Below are 14,179 nucleotides of genomic sequence, written 5' to 3' on the forward strand. Positions count from 1 at the left end.
ATTACTTCTGAATACCGTATTCCGGTTCTGCTCGCTTAACCAGACGCATCACAGCCATTGTGATGGGGGAGAAGATGAGCTCAACGGCAGTCTTGTAGGTGAAGCCGACGAAGAGGTAGTTCAGGAACGTTGAAACGTCTGGAATTTCTAAGACTTGCGCGGCGATAGAGCAGAAGACGAGTGTATCGACGAATTCGCCGACGACGGTCGAAGCAGCCATTCGGCCAAACAGTAGCTTTTCGCCGGAGCGTTTCTTCATCTGAACCATTGTGAATGCGTTGGAAAGCTGACCGGCGAGGAAGCCAAGAAGAGAAGCAACAACGATTTGCCACACCGGTCCAAGGGTGCGAACCAATGCTTCTTGGCCGTCGTAGAAGTCAGCTCCTGGTAGCGCAATCATGATCCAGTAGCACAGAGCAGCAAAGATGGAGAGCGAGAAGGTAATGATGACGGCGCGTCGGGATGCTTTCCAGCCATAAACTTCGGAAACGACGTCGCCAATGATGTAGGCAAATGGGAACAGGAAGAATCCGCCGTCGGTAAGAATAGGGCCAAAGATAACCGGCTTAGAAGCTCCAATGTTAGACAGTATGAGAACAACAGCCATGATGGCAACAAAGATTGGGTAGAGTCCGGTTCCAGTTGGAGCGAATTTTGCTTTCTGGGCAGTCATGAATATTCCTATACGCTAAAAATGATACGGAAAATGAAGTACATCGACGCTCTCACTACCTCTACGGCGCGTACTCGCTTGCTGCCCCAAGCGGTGTACCGTGAAGTATTTTGCCAGAACCGTGCTGAGTGTGCACCAATTTGTTGTGCTATGTGCTGAAAATTATGCTTCAGTGCCGCTTAATCGGGCTAATTCAGCGATGGCGTCATTCTCGGTAAAGCCAAAGGCATGCAGTTCAACTAGGTAGCGTTGGGTTAGACGGGTGAGGTGATGGGCGAGCTCGTCGTCGTTACTTTTCCTTCCATTAACGACGGTTCCTTTACTTCGTGCGGTGGTGATATATCCTGCGTCAGATAGGGAAGTGTAGGTACGCATAACAGTGCCCGGGGCAATCCCGAGATCGCGGGCGAGCGCGCGTACAGTAGGTAATTGGCTACCCGGGGAGAGTTTTCCAGAGAGTATCGCGCCGGTAATTTGGTTCGTTAGTTGCTCGTGCGCCGGGATAGAGAGTGTTGGGTCAATGGTTAGCTCTACGCTCATCGATCAACGCCGATCCCCGGATTGAACTGACGTGCCAAGGCAATAACAAAAATAACGATATTAGCGATTGTTGCGACGCTGTGAATAGCAGCCAAAATAATCAATAGTGCTGAACTGGGTAGCGCACTGGTGTTTATAAAGACAGTAGGGCGCAGGAATAATGCGGCAAACATATAATGAGCTCCACGTACTGATAAACCAAGCGCCGAGGCTGACGCAGCTGCGGTTAATCCGAAAATGAGTTCATTAATTGAACGACGGCGGACAATGTTATCGAGGCTAACCAGCTCGGCATCCGATGAATTGCGTGGACGTAAAATAACAACCCACATAATAGCTGCGGTGAGTAAAGTCGCTAATAACAATGCGACGACGACGCCGAGAGCGGGCGCTACCGGCGCGTAGTACACGGTTCCTTGATTATCGGGCACTACTGGAACAAAAGGGTAAAGTACAGTGAGCATAAGTAATATGAGTGGAGCGCTCACGAGCAGTATTTTAGGAAGATGGCCCGTGTATTGGGTAAGAGTACGGCGCTCGAGACCGCTATGTCCAGGTACGTGAGCGGCTCTGAAAGTAAATCCGTGGATGATGAGCGTGAGTATGGAAATACAAGCGTAGACAATGAACGGCGCTGCATAGTACAGATATGCATTTCTCATGTTGAGTAGCAGTATGAGGGTTGCTGGAATGCCCACGACTAGACCTGCGATGCGTCCGATAGTAAGTCCGCGGATTGTTACCTGTAGCTTGGGGGCATAGGGAAGACGGTTGAGAAAAAGCTTGCGATGTGGAGTATGAATGTACCATGCTCCAAGGGTGATGAGCGGAATAGCTATCAGGCAGACTTGCACAATTGCGCCTAACAGCAGCAGAGATACGGCCGATCCAGTGTGTGGAACATTCATAGTGGCAGCACTTCCTTGTTATATGTGATTGATACAAGAATTGTATGTTCATCACTCATCTTGTGTCAATCATTTGCCACAAGGTGGGTAGCGTAAAATTTATGCGACATGTAGATGGTTGCGTGTATTCTCACGTCTTGAAAAGATAGCTGTGTCAATAAACGTGCGCGTAAGAGATAGAGACGCTATTGTTAGTTTTATGAATCGTGGATGTCTCATCGTCACTCTTGGAACGCCGGCTTCGCCGAATCCAGAAGATATTAAAGAGTTTTTACGCCGATTCTTATCTGATCCATCAGTAGTTGATATGCCACGATGGCTGTGGAAGCCAATCTTGAACAATATTGTGTTGCGGGTACGTCCGAGGAAAATCGAGCCAGTTTACCGCAGTGTATGGATGCCACAGGGCTCACCCCTCATTGTACATACTCAAGCCCAGGCTCGTCATACTGTGCAACAGCTACCACACATCAAAGTGGGGTATGCGACCACTTATATGACACCAGATATTGAAACCGCAATTCGGACGCTCGCAGTTGATGAACTCGTCGTTATACCCCTATACCCGCAATATGCTCCGTCAACAGTTGCCGAAATATGGCGCCAACTTGACCGCATCGAACATCAAGACTGGGCGCCTCGTATTCTTCGGGCTGATCCGTGGAATCTCAATACTGAATATATTCGCTGGTACGCACACCAAATCCAGCATCATATCCAGCACTCGCATCAGTCGTTCGATAAGATTATCTTTTCCTATCACGGCGTACCACAACGCGTTGTTCACGAGCCAGATCAATACCGCCAGCAGTGCGAACAAACCACCGCAGCGATCATGAATCACATAGCCGGGGTGGATTGGGAAATAACCTATCAGTCGAAATTCGGTCCAGGCGCCTGGCTACAACCAGCAACTATTGATCGTATGGCACAGTTGCCGAGTGAAGGGATACATCGCATTCTTGTTGTTACTCCTGGATTTTTTGCTTCCTGTATTGAAACTTTGGACGAAATTGACGTGCTTAATCGGCAAACCTATATCGATGCTGGCGGCACGGAATTCACTCTGATCCCGCCGCCAAATTCTGATAAGGCTGGCGGAAAAATATTAGCTAGCGTCTACCACGCTACGGTCGAGCAAAATCTCCTACACTGAAACCTATGAACATCCCGCGGCTGACGATCGTCCTTGCACTCGCATTGCTTCTTGCACTCGCGACCATAACGTTATTAGCTATCAGCTGGCGCCGATGCAAACAGGTAAATGCTCAGCTCCGCGCTGATATCGCTTCGCGCAAAGAACGTCCCGCAATTATTTCTCATGAAATTCGCACGCCGCTGGCACTGATTAACGGAGCGGCAGAGCTGCTAGCTGAAGGCCTAGCTGGCCCATTGACTGATCAGCAGCGAACGTTCGTCACCACAATTACCGAAAATACAACCCAAGTTATCAACATTTCGGAAAACTTCCTCATCGATGCTCGGCTCAACTCTGCACTGCCACTAGAACGCGAAAACGTAGACGTGCGCGCAATAGTCGCACAGACAGCGCGTCACATGCGGCGAATCACCAACGTTCCGATCCATGTGGATGCCGCTGGCGGGCTTCTTCCGATATGGGCAGATCCCGGGCTCATTCGGCAACTCGTGTGGAATCTAGTCAATAATGCCACCCGTCATGCCGGGCCGAATGCTACCGTTACCGTTCGGGTCCGAAACGCCGAGGGCGGCGGAGCGTTACTGATTGTTTCTGACGACGGCGAGGGAATCTCAGTGGAAGATCAAGAACATATGTTTGACGCTTTCCGCACCGGGTCTTCTCGCCGTCCTGGTACTGGAATCGGTATGATGGTAGCTCAACATATCGTTCAGGCTCATGGTGGAACGATCTTAGTGGATTCGCTATCGATGCATGGCACTGCTATACATGTCATACTGCCATCGGGGTTTAAGGAGGAACAATGAAACCATGTGCGCTCGTCGTCGACGATGAAACGCAAATGGTTTCAATCGTAACGTTTGCGCTAGAAACGCAGGATTTTGTTTGTGACAGCGCGACGACGCCGGTTGTGGCTTGGGAGCTATTGCAACACAATCACTATGATCTAGTCGTACTTGATGTACTGATGCCTCGAGGATCCGGAATCGATATTACCCGGCGAATGCGCGCCGCTGGAATGATGACTCCGATCATTTTACTGACTGCACTCGGACAAGAATCTGACCGTATTGCCGGCTTAGAAGCAGGTGCAGACGACTACGTCACGAAACCTTTCAGCCCTCGCGAACTGGCTTTGCGTGCGCAAGCCATCGTCCGCCGGCTGGCACAACATAGTGACAAAGATGAACAACTATATGGGCCAGTTCGTGTTGACAATCGCACGAATCGTGCGTGGTTTAACGGTATTTTGGTAACGGAGAGTCAAGCTGAAGTTGCGCTTTTAGGGGCGTTGGCGAAACATGCGAACGACGTCGTTACCACCCGGGATTTAGTCACAGCAGCGTGGGGTCCGAACACTGGGGCAGGGGGGCCGGGAAATGGTGAAAACAACTATTTACCGGCTTCGTAAACACCTCGAGGCAGTGGGGATCGATCCCGGCTGCATCCGTAGTCATCGTGGGCTAGGATATTCGCTCACAATCTGATTGGTAACAGCGTGTTACCAAGTGTGACCCTAGTGACCATCGGTGTTACTTCGTTGTCTCTACGATGGGCTTATCAGAGTCATCAATGAAGATCCTCGGAGGTCAACCATGTCCATGCAATCGGGACCGCTTAGCTTTTTAGCAGCGCCACCTAAAGCAAAACCTCTCCCACCGGAAAAAATTAAATCTGTTTATACCCGGATGCGGCTACAAGTATTCATGGGTATTTTCCTGGGTTACGCCGGTTTTTACCTTATCCGAAACAACGTCTCACTAGTAGCTGCGATTCTGCAAGAAAACGATCTGATGAACACCGTTGGCATCGGAATTGTTTCTAACGCAGTGCTCTTCTCCTATGGACTATCGAAATTCTTTATGGCGATGCTATCGGACCGGTCGAACGCGAAATACTTCCTTCCACTCGGTCTAGCATTGTCCGCAGTCATGAATCTCTTGATTGCTTTCGTACCAGTTCTATCCGCTTCAGTCACCCTGTTTGCGACAGTTATGTTTATTAACGGCTGGTTCCAAGGTATGGGCTGGCCTCCATCAGGTCGCGTTCTCGTGCACTGGTTCTCCACCAAAGAGCGTGGCTGGAAGACCTCGATCTGGAACTGTGCGCACAACGTCGGTGGCGCTGGCGTAGGTCTCATCGCAGCGTGGGCACTTGGGCACTTCGCATCGTCCAAGGCTGACTGGACACCTGCATTCTGGGCACCAGCAATTGTTGCTCTAGTCATTGCAGCAATCGCGTTCGTACTGATTTATGACCGTCCAGAAGCAGTTGGCTTGCCAACTATTGAAGAATACCGCGACGATCCGGCCAAGGTTGAAATCGTTGACACCGAAGGTCTGACCTGGAAAGACATGCTCTTCAAGCATGTTCTCACCAACCGTGTTATTGTTCTGCTTGCGATTACAAACGTGTTTGTCTACACCCTGCGTTATGGCGTATTGAACTGGATTCCAGTTTACTTAACCCAAGAAATTCACGGCGTTAATATCAAAGAAGGCATCATTGGATTTGCTATCTACGAAGGCGCCGGCATCATTGGAACTGTTTTGTGCGGTTGGGTTTCGGACAAGGTGTTTAAGGGCTGGCGCGCCGGAGCAGGCTTATTGTTCTTAGGCGGCGTTGGCATTGCTATTGCTCTTTACTGGTTGATTCCAAACACTGCTCCGCTATGGATCTTCTACATCCTTATTGGTGTTATCGGTGGCTTGATCTATGGACCGGTTATGCTTATTGGTCTGCAAGCAATTGACCTCTCGCCACGTAATGTTGCTGGAACTGCCGCCGGATTTACTGGGCTTTTTGGTTACCTCCTCGGTGCAACACTTGCCTCGTCTGGTGTTGGTATCCTCATCCACTACTTCGGTTGGGATGTCACCTTCGCGGTACTCCTCGGTGTGGTCGTTTTGTCCTTGATTCTCATGTGGATCGTCGGTAAAGACGAGCGTCGTTTGATGGCAGAACATCAAGCTCGTGAAGACGCACGAAATAACTGATCACTTTTCTCTCAGTAACTAGGGGTCTGCCATTCGCGCAGGCCCCTAGTTTCTTATACTAATTACTATGAGATCGTTATGGATGAGAAGAATGACGCCACGGATCATTGCTGGGGTCATTGTTTTTGTGATGGGTATCATCGGCATAACTCTTATTCATAATTTTGATCCGCACGTGATGGTACTGTGCTCGAATAATGAAAGAACCTGCGAAAATCTGGTTAACGACTACGTTAAGTACAGCGGATTAGACGCTCAAATGGTTCGTATGCCAACGTCTGAGGCACTGGCATACGTTCGCTCGGGAGGTCAAAAGTCAGAATTTGATGTGTGGATAGGTGGCCCTGCGGAAGCTTATATTTTGGCTGATCGTGACGGCTTGCTTGAACCTCATCAGCTTGATACCTATGCGATCCCGTCAACGATGTTAACCGATACTTGGGTGGGAACGTATGGGGGAGTTCTCGCGTTTTGTGCGCGGGCGAATGTTGCTGCTCCGCACACGTGGGATGAACTCGCGCACTACTCGGGTCGTATCGCTTTGCCGTTGCCGTTTTCGTCTGGCACAGCAGCCACTATGCTCAGTGTTCAAGAAGGTCGTGGGGCAGATAGCACCTATTTGTCTCAGTTGCATTCGAAGACGACGACGTACACTGCTTCCGGAACCGTTCCGGCACACCTTGTCGGTATCGGACGTGCTGATGTCGCGGTAACATTTGAAGCCTACTGTCCTGCAGACCCAGGGAATCCGCACGCTCCACAACTGATTATTCCGGCAGATGGCACTGGATATGAGGTAGGAGCTGGAGCTGTGCTGGCAAACGGACGCACCACAGCCGGACGGGATTTTCTTCGCTACATAATTTCGGCTCGTGGGCAGGAAGTTTTAGTAGATTCTGAGCAGCAAAATCCGATCTCTACTGAGCTGGATAATAACCTTTATACCCGATTAGCAAAACTCGATGTGCCAGTGTTTACTACAGAGCTAGAGCACAGCGCTAATATCAGACACTCACTAGTGAGTAGTTTTGCTGAAAACGTTATGTACCCCCATGGCGTTGCTGGTCCGCTTATCAGATCCACATGGATTAGCCTCATTAGTTCAGTGTGTGCCGCACTAGTAGGAGCATTGCTTGCCTTGTTGTATCGCATAAGTAGCCGATACCGGTTAGCAGTTATTTCCGGTGCGAGCATACCTATTTTGTTTCCGTCGCTTGCGATTGCATCTGCATTAACTGTTGGTCCGATCCCGATTGCCCCATACGGATCGCTCGTTCTGATACTGACATTTGCTTTGTATGCGACGCCGGTAGCATTTCTTGTGTGTGTTGTTTTTACCTCAGATCTTGGAACTGAGCATGTGATGGCCGCAGCTAATGCAGGTGCTGATCCTCGTTCTGCTCTCCGCTCACTTTATCTGCCGCGGTTAGTTACAAGCGGTTGCATCAGCGTTGTGGCGACTTCTTTGTGGCTCATATCAGATAATTCTGCTGGTGCAGTATATGGAGGACGCGATCACCTCTTTATCGACATGGTACTTGGTGCAGTGAGCTCAAACATTTATGTTTATACGACCTTGGCAGTATGCCTTCTCATTGCTATCAGTGGTGGCATCGTAGCTTGGTATGTGGGTAAGCGGAATCAATCTGTAGCGCGTGAACAAATTGAGAGTGAATATTCAGCGCGGGCTGGTGCATTTATCGATCGTTATTTCAGACGTCAGCGCCGCTGGCTATATGTGGTAGGTGCCGGTTGGCTTGCCATCGTGTGCTACATCGTGATTGTTATGTTGTTATCGTCAGATTTTGCCACTGTGCCAGGAGACGTTTTGTCTCGTATTGGGATGAAACTATGGCTGAGTTTTACTGTGACTCTTGTTGCCGTGTTAATTGGGGTAGCATTAGCTATCCACGAATGGAAAAATTTACCGTTAGTTCGTGGCTCGCTAGTATGCCTCTTGCTGAGCGCGCCGATAGCCATCGGACTCCTCCTCACTCTGCTATTCCGGCGCTCTTTCCACATTGATGGAGTTATGGTATTCCCGGCGTTGGTGGGAGGGTATTCGTTAGGTAACGGAACCATCGCAGTGATGATTGCGTATCTGGCACTCGCGGTTCCACTAGCGTATTTCTTCGCTGTGATGATGACAAAACGCATGACTTCGATCGCGCGTATCGCTCGTGACATTGGAGCCGTGCGGTTGCGGATATTGTCGTTAGTTCTATGGCAGATGAAGGGGCGCCTGGTAGCTTTGGTTGTTATTGTGTTCGGCCTGACGCTGACGCAAACTGCAACGCTAGCGTTTGTTCAGCCAGCTTATTTAGTTGTGTCATCAACAAATCTAGTTAATTTGGCTGAGCGGGGAGAGCTCGGCGAAGTGTTTGCAACATCGTTAGTGACCGGTGGTATCGGAGCACTACTTATCATAAGTGGTGGCTGGGTACTGGCTGTGTCTCGTCGTCGAGAAATGAGGAAAAGCAATGAGCTTAGACATTGATTGTTTAACTGTTCCGGGAGCCTTAGACCGGGTGTCTTTCTCAGTTGCCGACGGCGAAATTGTCGCTATTATTGGCCCGTCTGGTTCTGGGAAAACAACTTTGCTCCACACGATTGCAGGTTTTGTTTCTAGCAGTGGTGGAACTATGCACATTGACGACGACGACATCACATCTCGTCCGGTTCAACAACGCTCTACTGGCGTCATGTTTGAGCGGCCAACATTGTTTGACATGACGGTTGAACAAAATATTGAGTTTGCGCTCGATGATGCACGCCAGAGCGAGAAACAACGCCACGATTTGGTGTCTATTGTGATGTCATCTTTGAATATTTCTGGACTGGCGCAGCGGCATCCCGCCACGCTATCTGGTGGGCAAGCTCAGCGGGTAGCTCTGGCTCGTACGTTGGTACGCCGACCACGAGTCTTGCTTCTCGATGAGCCACTAGCTCATATTGAATCTGCTATTAGGGAAGATATTCATCGCGAGCTTATAAGCCAAGTTCATCGCTTAGGGTTATCGCTTCTGTATGTCACCCATGATATTACCGATGCCTGTTTGGTCGCGGATCGGATTATAGTGCTGGATGAAGGCCGGGTAGTTCAACAAGGCACTCCGGGAGAGTTGTTCTTGCGTCCGCAAACCCGTGAGGTAGCACGGCTTATGGGAGTAGCCAATATTTTGTCTGCGCACCAAACCGGCGCATTAATACCAGCGGATGTTATTGCCGGACAAGGTGATTTTGTTGCTGTCGTACCAACGCAGATTGCTCTCAACGGCACCGATGATAAGAACGTGGTGAACTCAGCCGGGCAAATTATTGGGTGTGTATTTGCACGTTCGCACTATGTGGTGCAAGTCGAGACTGAGATTGGCACGTTGGTAGTGTGGACACAGCAAGCTTGGCGTATTGGTGAGCACTGCAGCGTCGTCGTCACATATGCGTGGGCGTTCGCTGATACTGAACGAAATACTAAAAAATTAAAATAAAATGATAAAACGTGGCACAATGGCGTCATGCCACAAACATATGATCCAAGCGCCGATGGTGTCGCAGTAGAAATAATCACTTCGCGAGAGGTCCCGTTAGGCGGACTACGTGCCATGACGGTTTATCGGACACTGCCACAACGCCAACGATCGTTGATAGGGGCATGGTGTTTCATCGATCAGTATGGGCCAGATAATGTTACCAATACTGGCGGTATGGATGTTGCACCACATCCCCATACCGGGTTGCAAACAGTCTCATGGCTATTTGAAGGGGCTATCACCCATCATGACTCGGGTGGTAATCATGCCGTTGTTCTGCCTGGTGAAGCGAACTTTATGACCGCCGGTTACGGTATCTGTCACTCGGAAGTTTCCACCCAAGACACCACTGTTTTGCATGGCGTCCAGTTATGGGTGGCGCTACCAGAAGAAGCACGTCACGGTGAACGCAGATTTGATCATTATGTGCCACCGGTAGTCAAACTCTATGGCGGGCAAGTCCGCGTTTTTGTGGGAACACTTGCGGGCTCTGATTCACCGGTTCCAACGTTTACGCCGCTTGTCGGGGCAGAGGTTGTAGTAGAGCCTCATGCAACTCTCACTCTTGATGTTAATCCAGCTTTCGAACACGGTTTGCTGGTTGATAGCGGAGATATTGATTTGGACGGAACTGCAGTGGCACGCACTGAACTCGCTTACACCGGAATCGGTAATTCTCGCTTACATATCCGAAACTCTGCAGATACACCGGGACGACTGCTACTCATTGGCGGGGAGCCATTCACGGAGCAGGTAGTCATGTGGTGGAATTTTTTGGCACGAGATTCAGCTGAGCTAGGCGAAATGCGACAAGCCTGGGAAAACGAAAGTGAACGTTTCGGGAAAACGCTGGGCTATATCGGCCATGATCCAACCGGGTTAGTACGTATACCGGCACCGGTGTTACCGGATGTCGTGATCCGCCCACGCCTCAATCCGGAACCATATGCGCGTCCAAGCACAAGAATTTAAGCTAACGCAACGACGGCTAAAAGAACACTACAGGAAGGAACTTCCATGGCTGAACAACGAACTGATAAAAACGGAACTCCGGTACAGATCTTAGCGGGAAATAATCTTTACGCAATCCGTTATGACGAATCTGAGGTAGCGGGTTTTACCCAATATGTTGATAACGGCGATGAGCGCATCTTCTTCCATACCGAAGTACGGCCAGAACTTGAAGGGCGCGGTTTGGCTGGGAACCTGGTTGATGTTGCGCTTCACGAAACAGATGCGGCTGGTAAAACGATTGTGGCGATGTGCCCGATGGTACGTCATTGGGTCGCAAAGCACGGTGATGGCCTAAAGTGGCGCGGTGCCACAGTGGATGATCAACAAGTTGTTATGAAAACCTTCTGAGAATTATTCATGCAGTGATAAGGATGTGGCCCCGGAAAACCGGGGCCACATCCTTACTCGGGTTTAATCTGGACGATTAGCGAGCAGAGTACTTGCGACGGTACGTTACTGCGCCGATGCCACCCAGAACGAGCATGAGTGAAATCAACGAGACTGGCAGTGTACCTTCAGCACCCGTTGCTGCGAGGCCGGCTGCTGCCAAATCGTTTGCGTCCGGAGTACATGGCTTGCCATTGGCATCGAGCCACACTGTTTTCGAACCAGCAGCACCAATGGTTGGGCCGAGGTCAAAGTGTCCATCAGTAATGCCTGAGCCGGAGCCAACATTGATATTCAGCGTAGTATTACCGGTAAACGTTTGCCCACTTGCGGTAGTTGAGGTCATGGTTAAACCAACCGTGTAGTGTCCTGGCTGAGTGAATACCCAATTTGGATGAACGTGAGTACCAGTGTTCAGTGTTACTGTCCCATGTCCGCTACCACCTTGAGCTGAGAACCACTTTTGACCGAGTGCGCCAAAGTTGCCAGAAGTGAAAACTTCCATGGCACCAGGACCGGAGAACGAAGAGAGTGAGAAGGTTGTCTTCGTTACTTTATTCGAGGAGAGCGAAGGATGCTGGGTATTAAGACCAAGCCACGGAACCCCGTGGATCTGAGAGGAAGAAATCATCCACACAGAGCTTCCGGCTGGCACATTACCAACTTGCACTGGAATAGTTGACTTTCCAGCGTTACCAATTGCAAATTGGACTGTCGTCGGATCTAGCCAAGTGCCTGGGGCTGTGCGGTCATCTTTAACACGTGGCAATACTGTTTTAGCTCCATTACCACCGATTTCCTTCGGGAAACATTTGGCGACAGGCGGGGCCTTAACAGCTCCGCGGTTTGCCGCAGGATCTTGAAGTGTATTGATACCGCCATTAGTGGAACTGTCGCCAGTATTGGAGCTATCTTCAGACTTTTTCGACTCGGCGTTATCAGGAGTTTCTTGTTTTTTCTCTTCCGTTCCGACGATCCACGTGTAGGTTGCAGTATTCGAAACAACCTTTTCGCCACCAGCTTCTGGCGTGCCAGAAGCCCGCACTGTCATGGTGTACTTGCCAGGCTTTTCAAATAACCAGTTAGCGTGTGTGTGTGCAGGGAATGGTTGATGAATCATGGATCCGGCAGTCAACTTGAGTTCGTTTGAGGTGAGTGCTGGTCGTATACCGCCACCCAATTCTCCATTGCGGAATAAGAAAACATTTCCGGGACCTTGCACGTCAACAAATTCGATATCGATATCTTTAAATGCTGGTGCGACACCCATCGTATCCCAACCGGGGAAGAGAACATTACTTTGGTTTTCGCCACTTTCAGCTAAGAAGTAGCCGCTCTTGGGAAGTGATTTTTGGAGTTTCGCAGGAATGTCCATGAGTGTTTGATCCTGTACACGCAGGATGAAGCTCTCTGCCTTACGCAAAATTCCAGACCCGGTGATGTCTTCTTTAGCTTCTAGTACTAATGCTCCCTCTTTATTTGAAACATTGAAAAGATCAATGTGGCCGTGGTCTAAGGCCACTAAACCATCTTCAGAAGGAGCGGGCTCGTTTGGAACATCTGGTGAAGTCTCGTCAGTAGATTCTGAATTGTTGTCGGGAGCTGGTGTAGGATTTCCTTTTGGCTGGTCGTTTTCGTCGAGTTGCGCGTACCAAGTATAAGTAGCAACATGTGACTCAAATGGCTTGCCATCCTTTTTGCCCACAACCTTTACTGTCATTTTGTACTGGCCGGGTTCGGTGAATAACCAAGTGAAGTGCTTATGTCCGAGTGGTTCTATAGCGATTTCAGAACCAGAATCTAAAATGAACGAGCCATCTTTAAGATCAGGTTCCGCGATTCCTTCAGCTAGGCTCGAATGGAAAGCTGCAACTTTACCATTAGTTGGAGCTTGTATGTCTGTGAAGTGTAAAACTAGATCAGAGTATCCAGCCTTGGTGTAGTCGTTGCTAGCCCACCCTGGGTATAGCATGCTACGTGCCTTATGGTTTGGTGAAACATATCCATGCTTAAGATCGTTTGGTAAATTGGTCCACTTGAGGTTTTCTGTGAACCAATCGCGTCCCATCACTAAAATCGCAGAATCTGCTGGTCGCAGGACGGAGCGGCCAGTGATATCTTCTTTCATTTGAAGATTAAGCGATCCATCTTTATTCGTATTCACATAGAACACGTCAAGGTGTCCACCTCGAAAAAGAAGAGCACCATTATTTTGATTATCGCTATCTGAATTATTTTGATCAGGCTTAGATTCAGGCTCCTGTTCTTTCGGTGCTGGGTCATCGGTACGTAAGGTGATGGTGAAAGGCTCGATGGCTGTATTATTATCATCTTCCCCGTTAATATATCCAGTGACCTTGATTTTGTATGTTCCAGGCTTAGTGGTTAGCCAGATTGTGTCTGACAGATCCTCAAACGTAAAACCATAAGAGTCATCTAGGGTGAATCGAGTTTCGTTATTTGGGTTTTTCAGCGCCGGGAGGTATTTACTGTCGTCATTAAGTTCATCAAGAGTTAAAGCGACCTTGCCTTCACCTGATTCTTGCTTAAAAAACAGTGTGGCTGTGGATGAGTCAGTTTCCGGTTTAGTTTTGTCGGCAACAGACCAGCCTAATTCGGAAGACTTCCAGATATCGGTCCGCTCTATTGGTTCGCCAAGTTCTTGGGAAATGATCTCGCTGGGAACTCGAGTGTCCTCTTGGTGTGTTGTTTTTTCAATGAATATTTCAGACTGATTTGGAATTGCTGTTATGTTAGATGCTCGAAGCTCAGCTTTTACCCCGTTTTCTGCGGTATTTGTAAGAGCTAAAGTTGCGTATTTTTGAAACGTGGTAATTGTATCGTCTGCATGAGCTATGGGTGCCATGGTAGTCAATGCCAAGGCGCTAACGACAGCTGTCGTTAGCATCTTTAATTTTTTGAGTTTCATTCATAACTTTCTGGTCGAATGCTTACATGCATTTTTTATGGAA

At 49.2% G+C, this 14,179-nt stretch carries 13 protein-coding genes; 9 read left to right on the forward strand and 4 right to left on the reverse strand.

Going from position 1 to position 14,179, the window contains the following annotated elements; genetic code table 11:
• Position 1 precedes the first annotated feature (1 nt).
• The 3 genes from BLT51_RS05380 to BLT51_RS05390 form a co-directional block, all read right to left on the reverse strand.
• A complete protein-coding gene (locus BLT51_RS05380; RefSeq protein ID WP_091280780.1) occupies positions 2 to 673 on the reverse strand; it encodes a queuosine precursor transporter in 672 nt (223 codons plus the stop codon).
• Positions 674 to 835: 162 nt separating this feature from the next.
• On the reverse strand, positions 836 to 1,213 hold the full coding sequence (locus BLT51_RS05385; RefSeq protein WP_091280783.1) for a GntR family transcriptional regulator: 378 nt from the start codon (positions 1,211 to 1,213) through the stop codon (positions 836 to 838).
• A complete protein-coding gene (locus tag BLT51_RS05390) occupies positions 1,210 to 2,121 on the reverse strand; it encodes a hypothetical protein (protein WP_091280785.1) in 912 nt (303 codons plus the stop codon). Before BLT51_RS05390 ends, BLT51_RS05385 begins: the two co-directional genes overlap by 4 nt.
• Before the next feature lie 199 nt (positions 2,122 to 2,320).
• On the opposite strand from BLT51_RS05390, the gene hemH reads away from it, so the two are divergent.
• The 9 genes from hemH (at position 2,321) to BLT51_RS05430 (ending at position 11,168) form a co-directional block, all read left to right on the forward strand.
• Positions 2,321 to 3,277, forward strand: a complete 957-nt coding sequence (gene hemH, locus BLT51_RS05395; protein WP_091280788.1) for a ferrochelatase — start codon at positions 2,321 to 2,323, stop codon at positions 3,275 to 3,277.
• 5 nt (positions 3,278 to 3,282) lie between these two features.
• The gene (locus BLT51_RS05400; protein WP_091280793.1) at positions 3,283 to 4,086 is read left to right on the forward strand and encodes a sensor histidine kinase; all 804 of its coding nucleotides are present in this window, start codon (positions 3,283 to 3,285) and stop codon (positions 4,084 to 4,086) included.
• Positions 4,083 to 4,691 carry a response regulator transcription factor gene (locus tag BLT51_RS05405; protein WP_231943909.1) on the forward strand — a complete coding sequence of 203 codons (609 nt, stop codon included), beginning with the start codon at positions 4,083 to 4,085 and terminating at the stop codon, positions 4,689 to 4,691. The genes BLT51_RS05400 and BLT51_RS05405 overlap by 4 nt, the downstream gene beginning before the upstream one ends.
• Positions 4,660 to 4,767: a helix-turn-helix domain-containing protein gene (locus tag BLT51_RS09295; protein WP_231943910.1), complete on the forward strand. Its 108-nt coding sequence runs from the start codon at positions 4,660 to 4,662 to the stop codon at positions 4,765 to 4,767. The genes BLT51_RS05405 and BLT51_RS09295 overlap by 32 nt, the downstream gene beginning before the upstream one ends.
• Positions 4,768 to 4,875: 108 nt before the next feature.
• On the forward strand, positions 4,876 to 6,276 hold the full coding sequence (locus BLT51_RS05410; RefSeq protein ID WP_091280795.1) for an MFS transporter: 1,401 nt from the start codon (positions 4,876 to 4,878) through the stop codon (positions 6,274 to 6,276).
• A gap of 91 nt (positions 6,277 to 6,367) precedes the next feature.
• Positions 6,368 to 8,773 (forward strand): substrate-binding domain-containing protein, encoded by a 2,406-nt coding sequence (locus BLT51_RS05415; protein WP_157672922.1) that lies wholly within the window; start codon positions 6,368 to 6,370, stop codon positions 8,771 to 8,773.
• Positions 8,757 to 9,764 carry an ABC transporter ATP-binding protein gene (locus BLT51_RS05420; protein WP_091280801.1) on the forward strand — a complete coding sequence of 336 codons (1,008 nt, stop codon included), beginning with the start codon at positions 8,757 to 8,759 and terminating at the stop codon, positions 9,762 to 9,764. Before BLT51_RS05415 ends, BLT51_RS05420 begins: the two co-directional genes overlap by 17 nt.
• Positions 9,765 to 9,791: 27 nt before the next feature.
• On the forward strand, positions 9,792 to 10,778 hold the full coding sequence (locus BLT51_RS05425; protein ID WP_091280803.1) for a pirin family protein: 987 nt from the start codon (positions 9,792 to 9,794) through the stop codon (positions 10,776 to 10,778).
• A 45-nt stretch (positions 10,779 to 10,823) separates the two neighbouring features.
• Entirely contained in the window at positions 10,824 to 11,168 is a 345-nt protein-coding gene (locus BLT51_RS05430; RefSeq protein WP_091280805.1) for a GNAT family N-acetyltransferase, read from the forward strand.
• A gap of 76 nt (positions 11,169 to 11,244) precedes the next feature.
• On the opposite strand, the gene BLT51_RS05435 is transcribed toward BLT51_RS05430, so the two are convergent.
• Positions 11,245 to 14,136 (reverse strand): choice-of-anchor M domain-containing protein, encoded by a 2,892-nt coding sequence (locus BLT51_RS05435; protein WP_091280806.1) that lies wholly within the window; start codon positions 14,134 to 14,136, stop codon positions 11,245 to 11,247.
• Between the last annotated feature and the right edge of the window lie 43 nt (positions 14,137 to 14,179).

It is taken from the genome of Arcanobacterium phocae (genome assembly GCF_900105865.1).
Classification (GTDB): domain Bacteria; phylum Actinomycetota; class Actinomycetes; order Actinomycetales; family Actinomycetaceae; genus Arcanobacterium; species Arcanobacterium phocae.

Bases quoted from the DNA above. Each gene is read 5' to 3' on its own strand.
- BLT51_RS05385 (WP_091280783.1), bottom strand. From the start codon at position 1,213: ATGAGCGTAGAGCTAACCATTGACCCAACACTCTCTATCCCGGCGCAC.
- hemH (WP_091280788.1), top strand. From the start codon at position 2,321: ATGAATCGTGGATGTCTCATCGTCACTCTTGGAACGCCGGCTTCGCCG.
- BLT51_RS05400 (WP_091280793.1), top strand. From the start codon at position 3,283: ATGAACATCCCGCGGCTGACGATCGTCCTTGCACTCGCATTGCTTCTT.
- BLT51_RS05435 (WP_091280806.1), bottom strand. From the start codon at position 14,136: ATGAAACTCAAAAAATTAAAGATGCTAACGACAGCTGTCGTTAGCGCC.
- BLT51_RS05415 (WP_157672922.1), top strand. From the start codon at position 6,368: ATGACGCCACGGATCATTGCTGGGGTCATTGTTTTTGTGATGGGTATC.
- BLT51_RS05410 (WP_091280795.1), top strand. From the start codon at position 4,876: ATGTCCATGCAATCGGGACCGCTTAGCTTTTTAGCAGCGCCACCTAAA.
- BLT51_RS09295 (WP_231943910.1), top strand. From the start codon at position 4,660: ATGGTGAAAACAACTATTTACCGGCTTCGTAAACACCTCGAGGCAGTG.
- BLT51_RS05430 (WP_091280805.1), top strand. From the start codon at position 10,824: ATGGCTGAACAACGAACTGATAAAAACGGAACTCCGGTACAGATCTTA.
- BLT51_RS05425 (WP_091280803.1), top strand. From the start codon at position 9,792: ATGCCACAAACATATGATCCAAGCGCCGATGGTGTCGCAGTAGAAATA.
- BLT51_RS05405 (WP_231943909.1), top strand. From the start codon at position 4,083: ATGAAACCATGTGCGCTCGTCGTCGACGATGAAACGCAAATGGTTTCA.
- BLT51_RS05380 (WP_091280780.1), bottom strand. From the start codon at position 673: ATGACTGCCCAGAAAGCAAAATTCGCTCCAACTGGAACCGGACTCTAC.
- BLT51_RS05390 (WP_091280785.1), bottom strand. From the start codon at position 2,121: ATGAATGTTCCACACACTGGATCGGCCGTATCTCTGCTGCTGTTAGGC.
- BLT51_RS05420 (WP_091280801.1), top strand. From the start codon at position 8,757: ATGAGCTTAGACATTGATTGTTTAACTGTTCCGGGAGCCTTAGACCGG.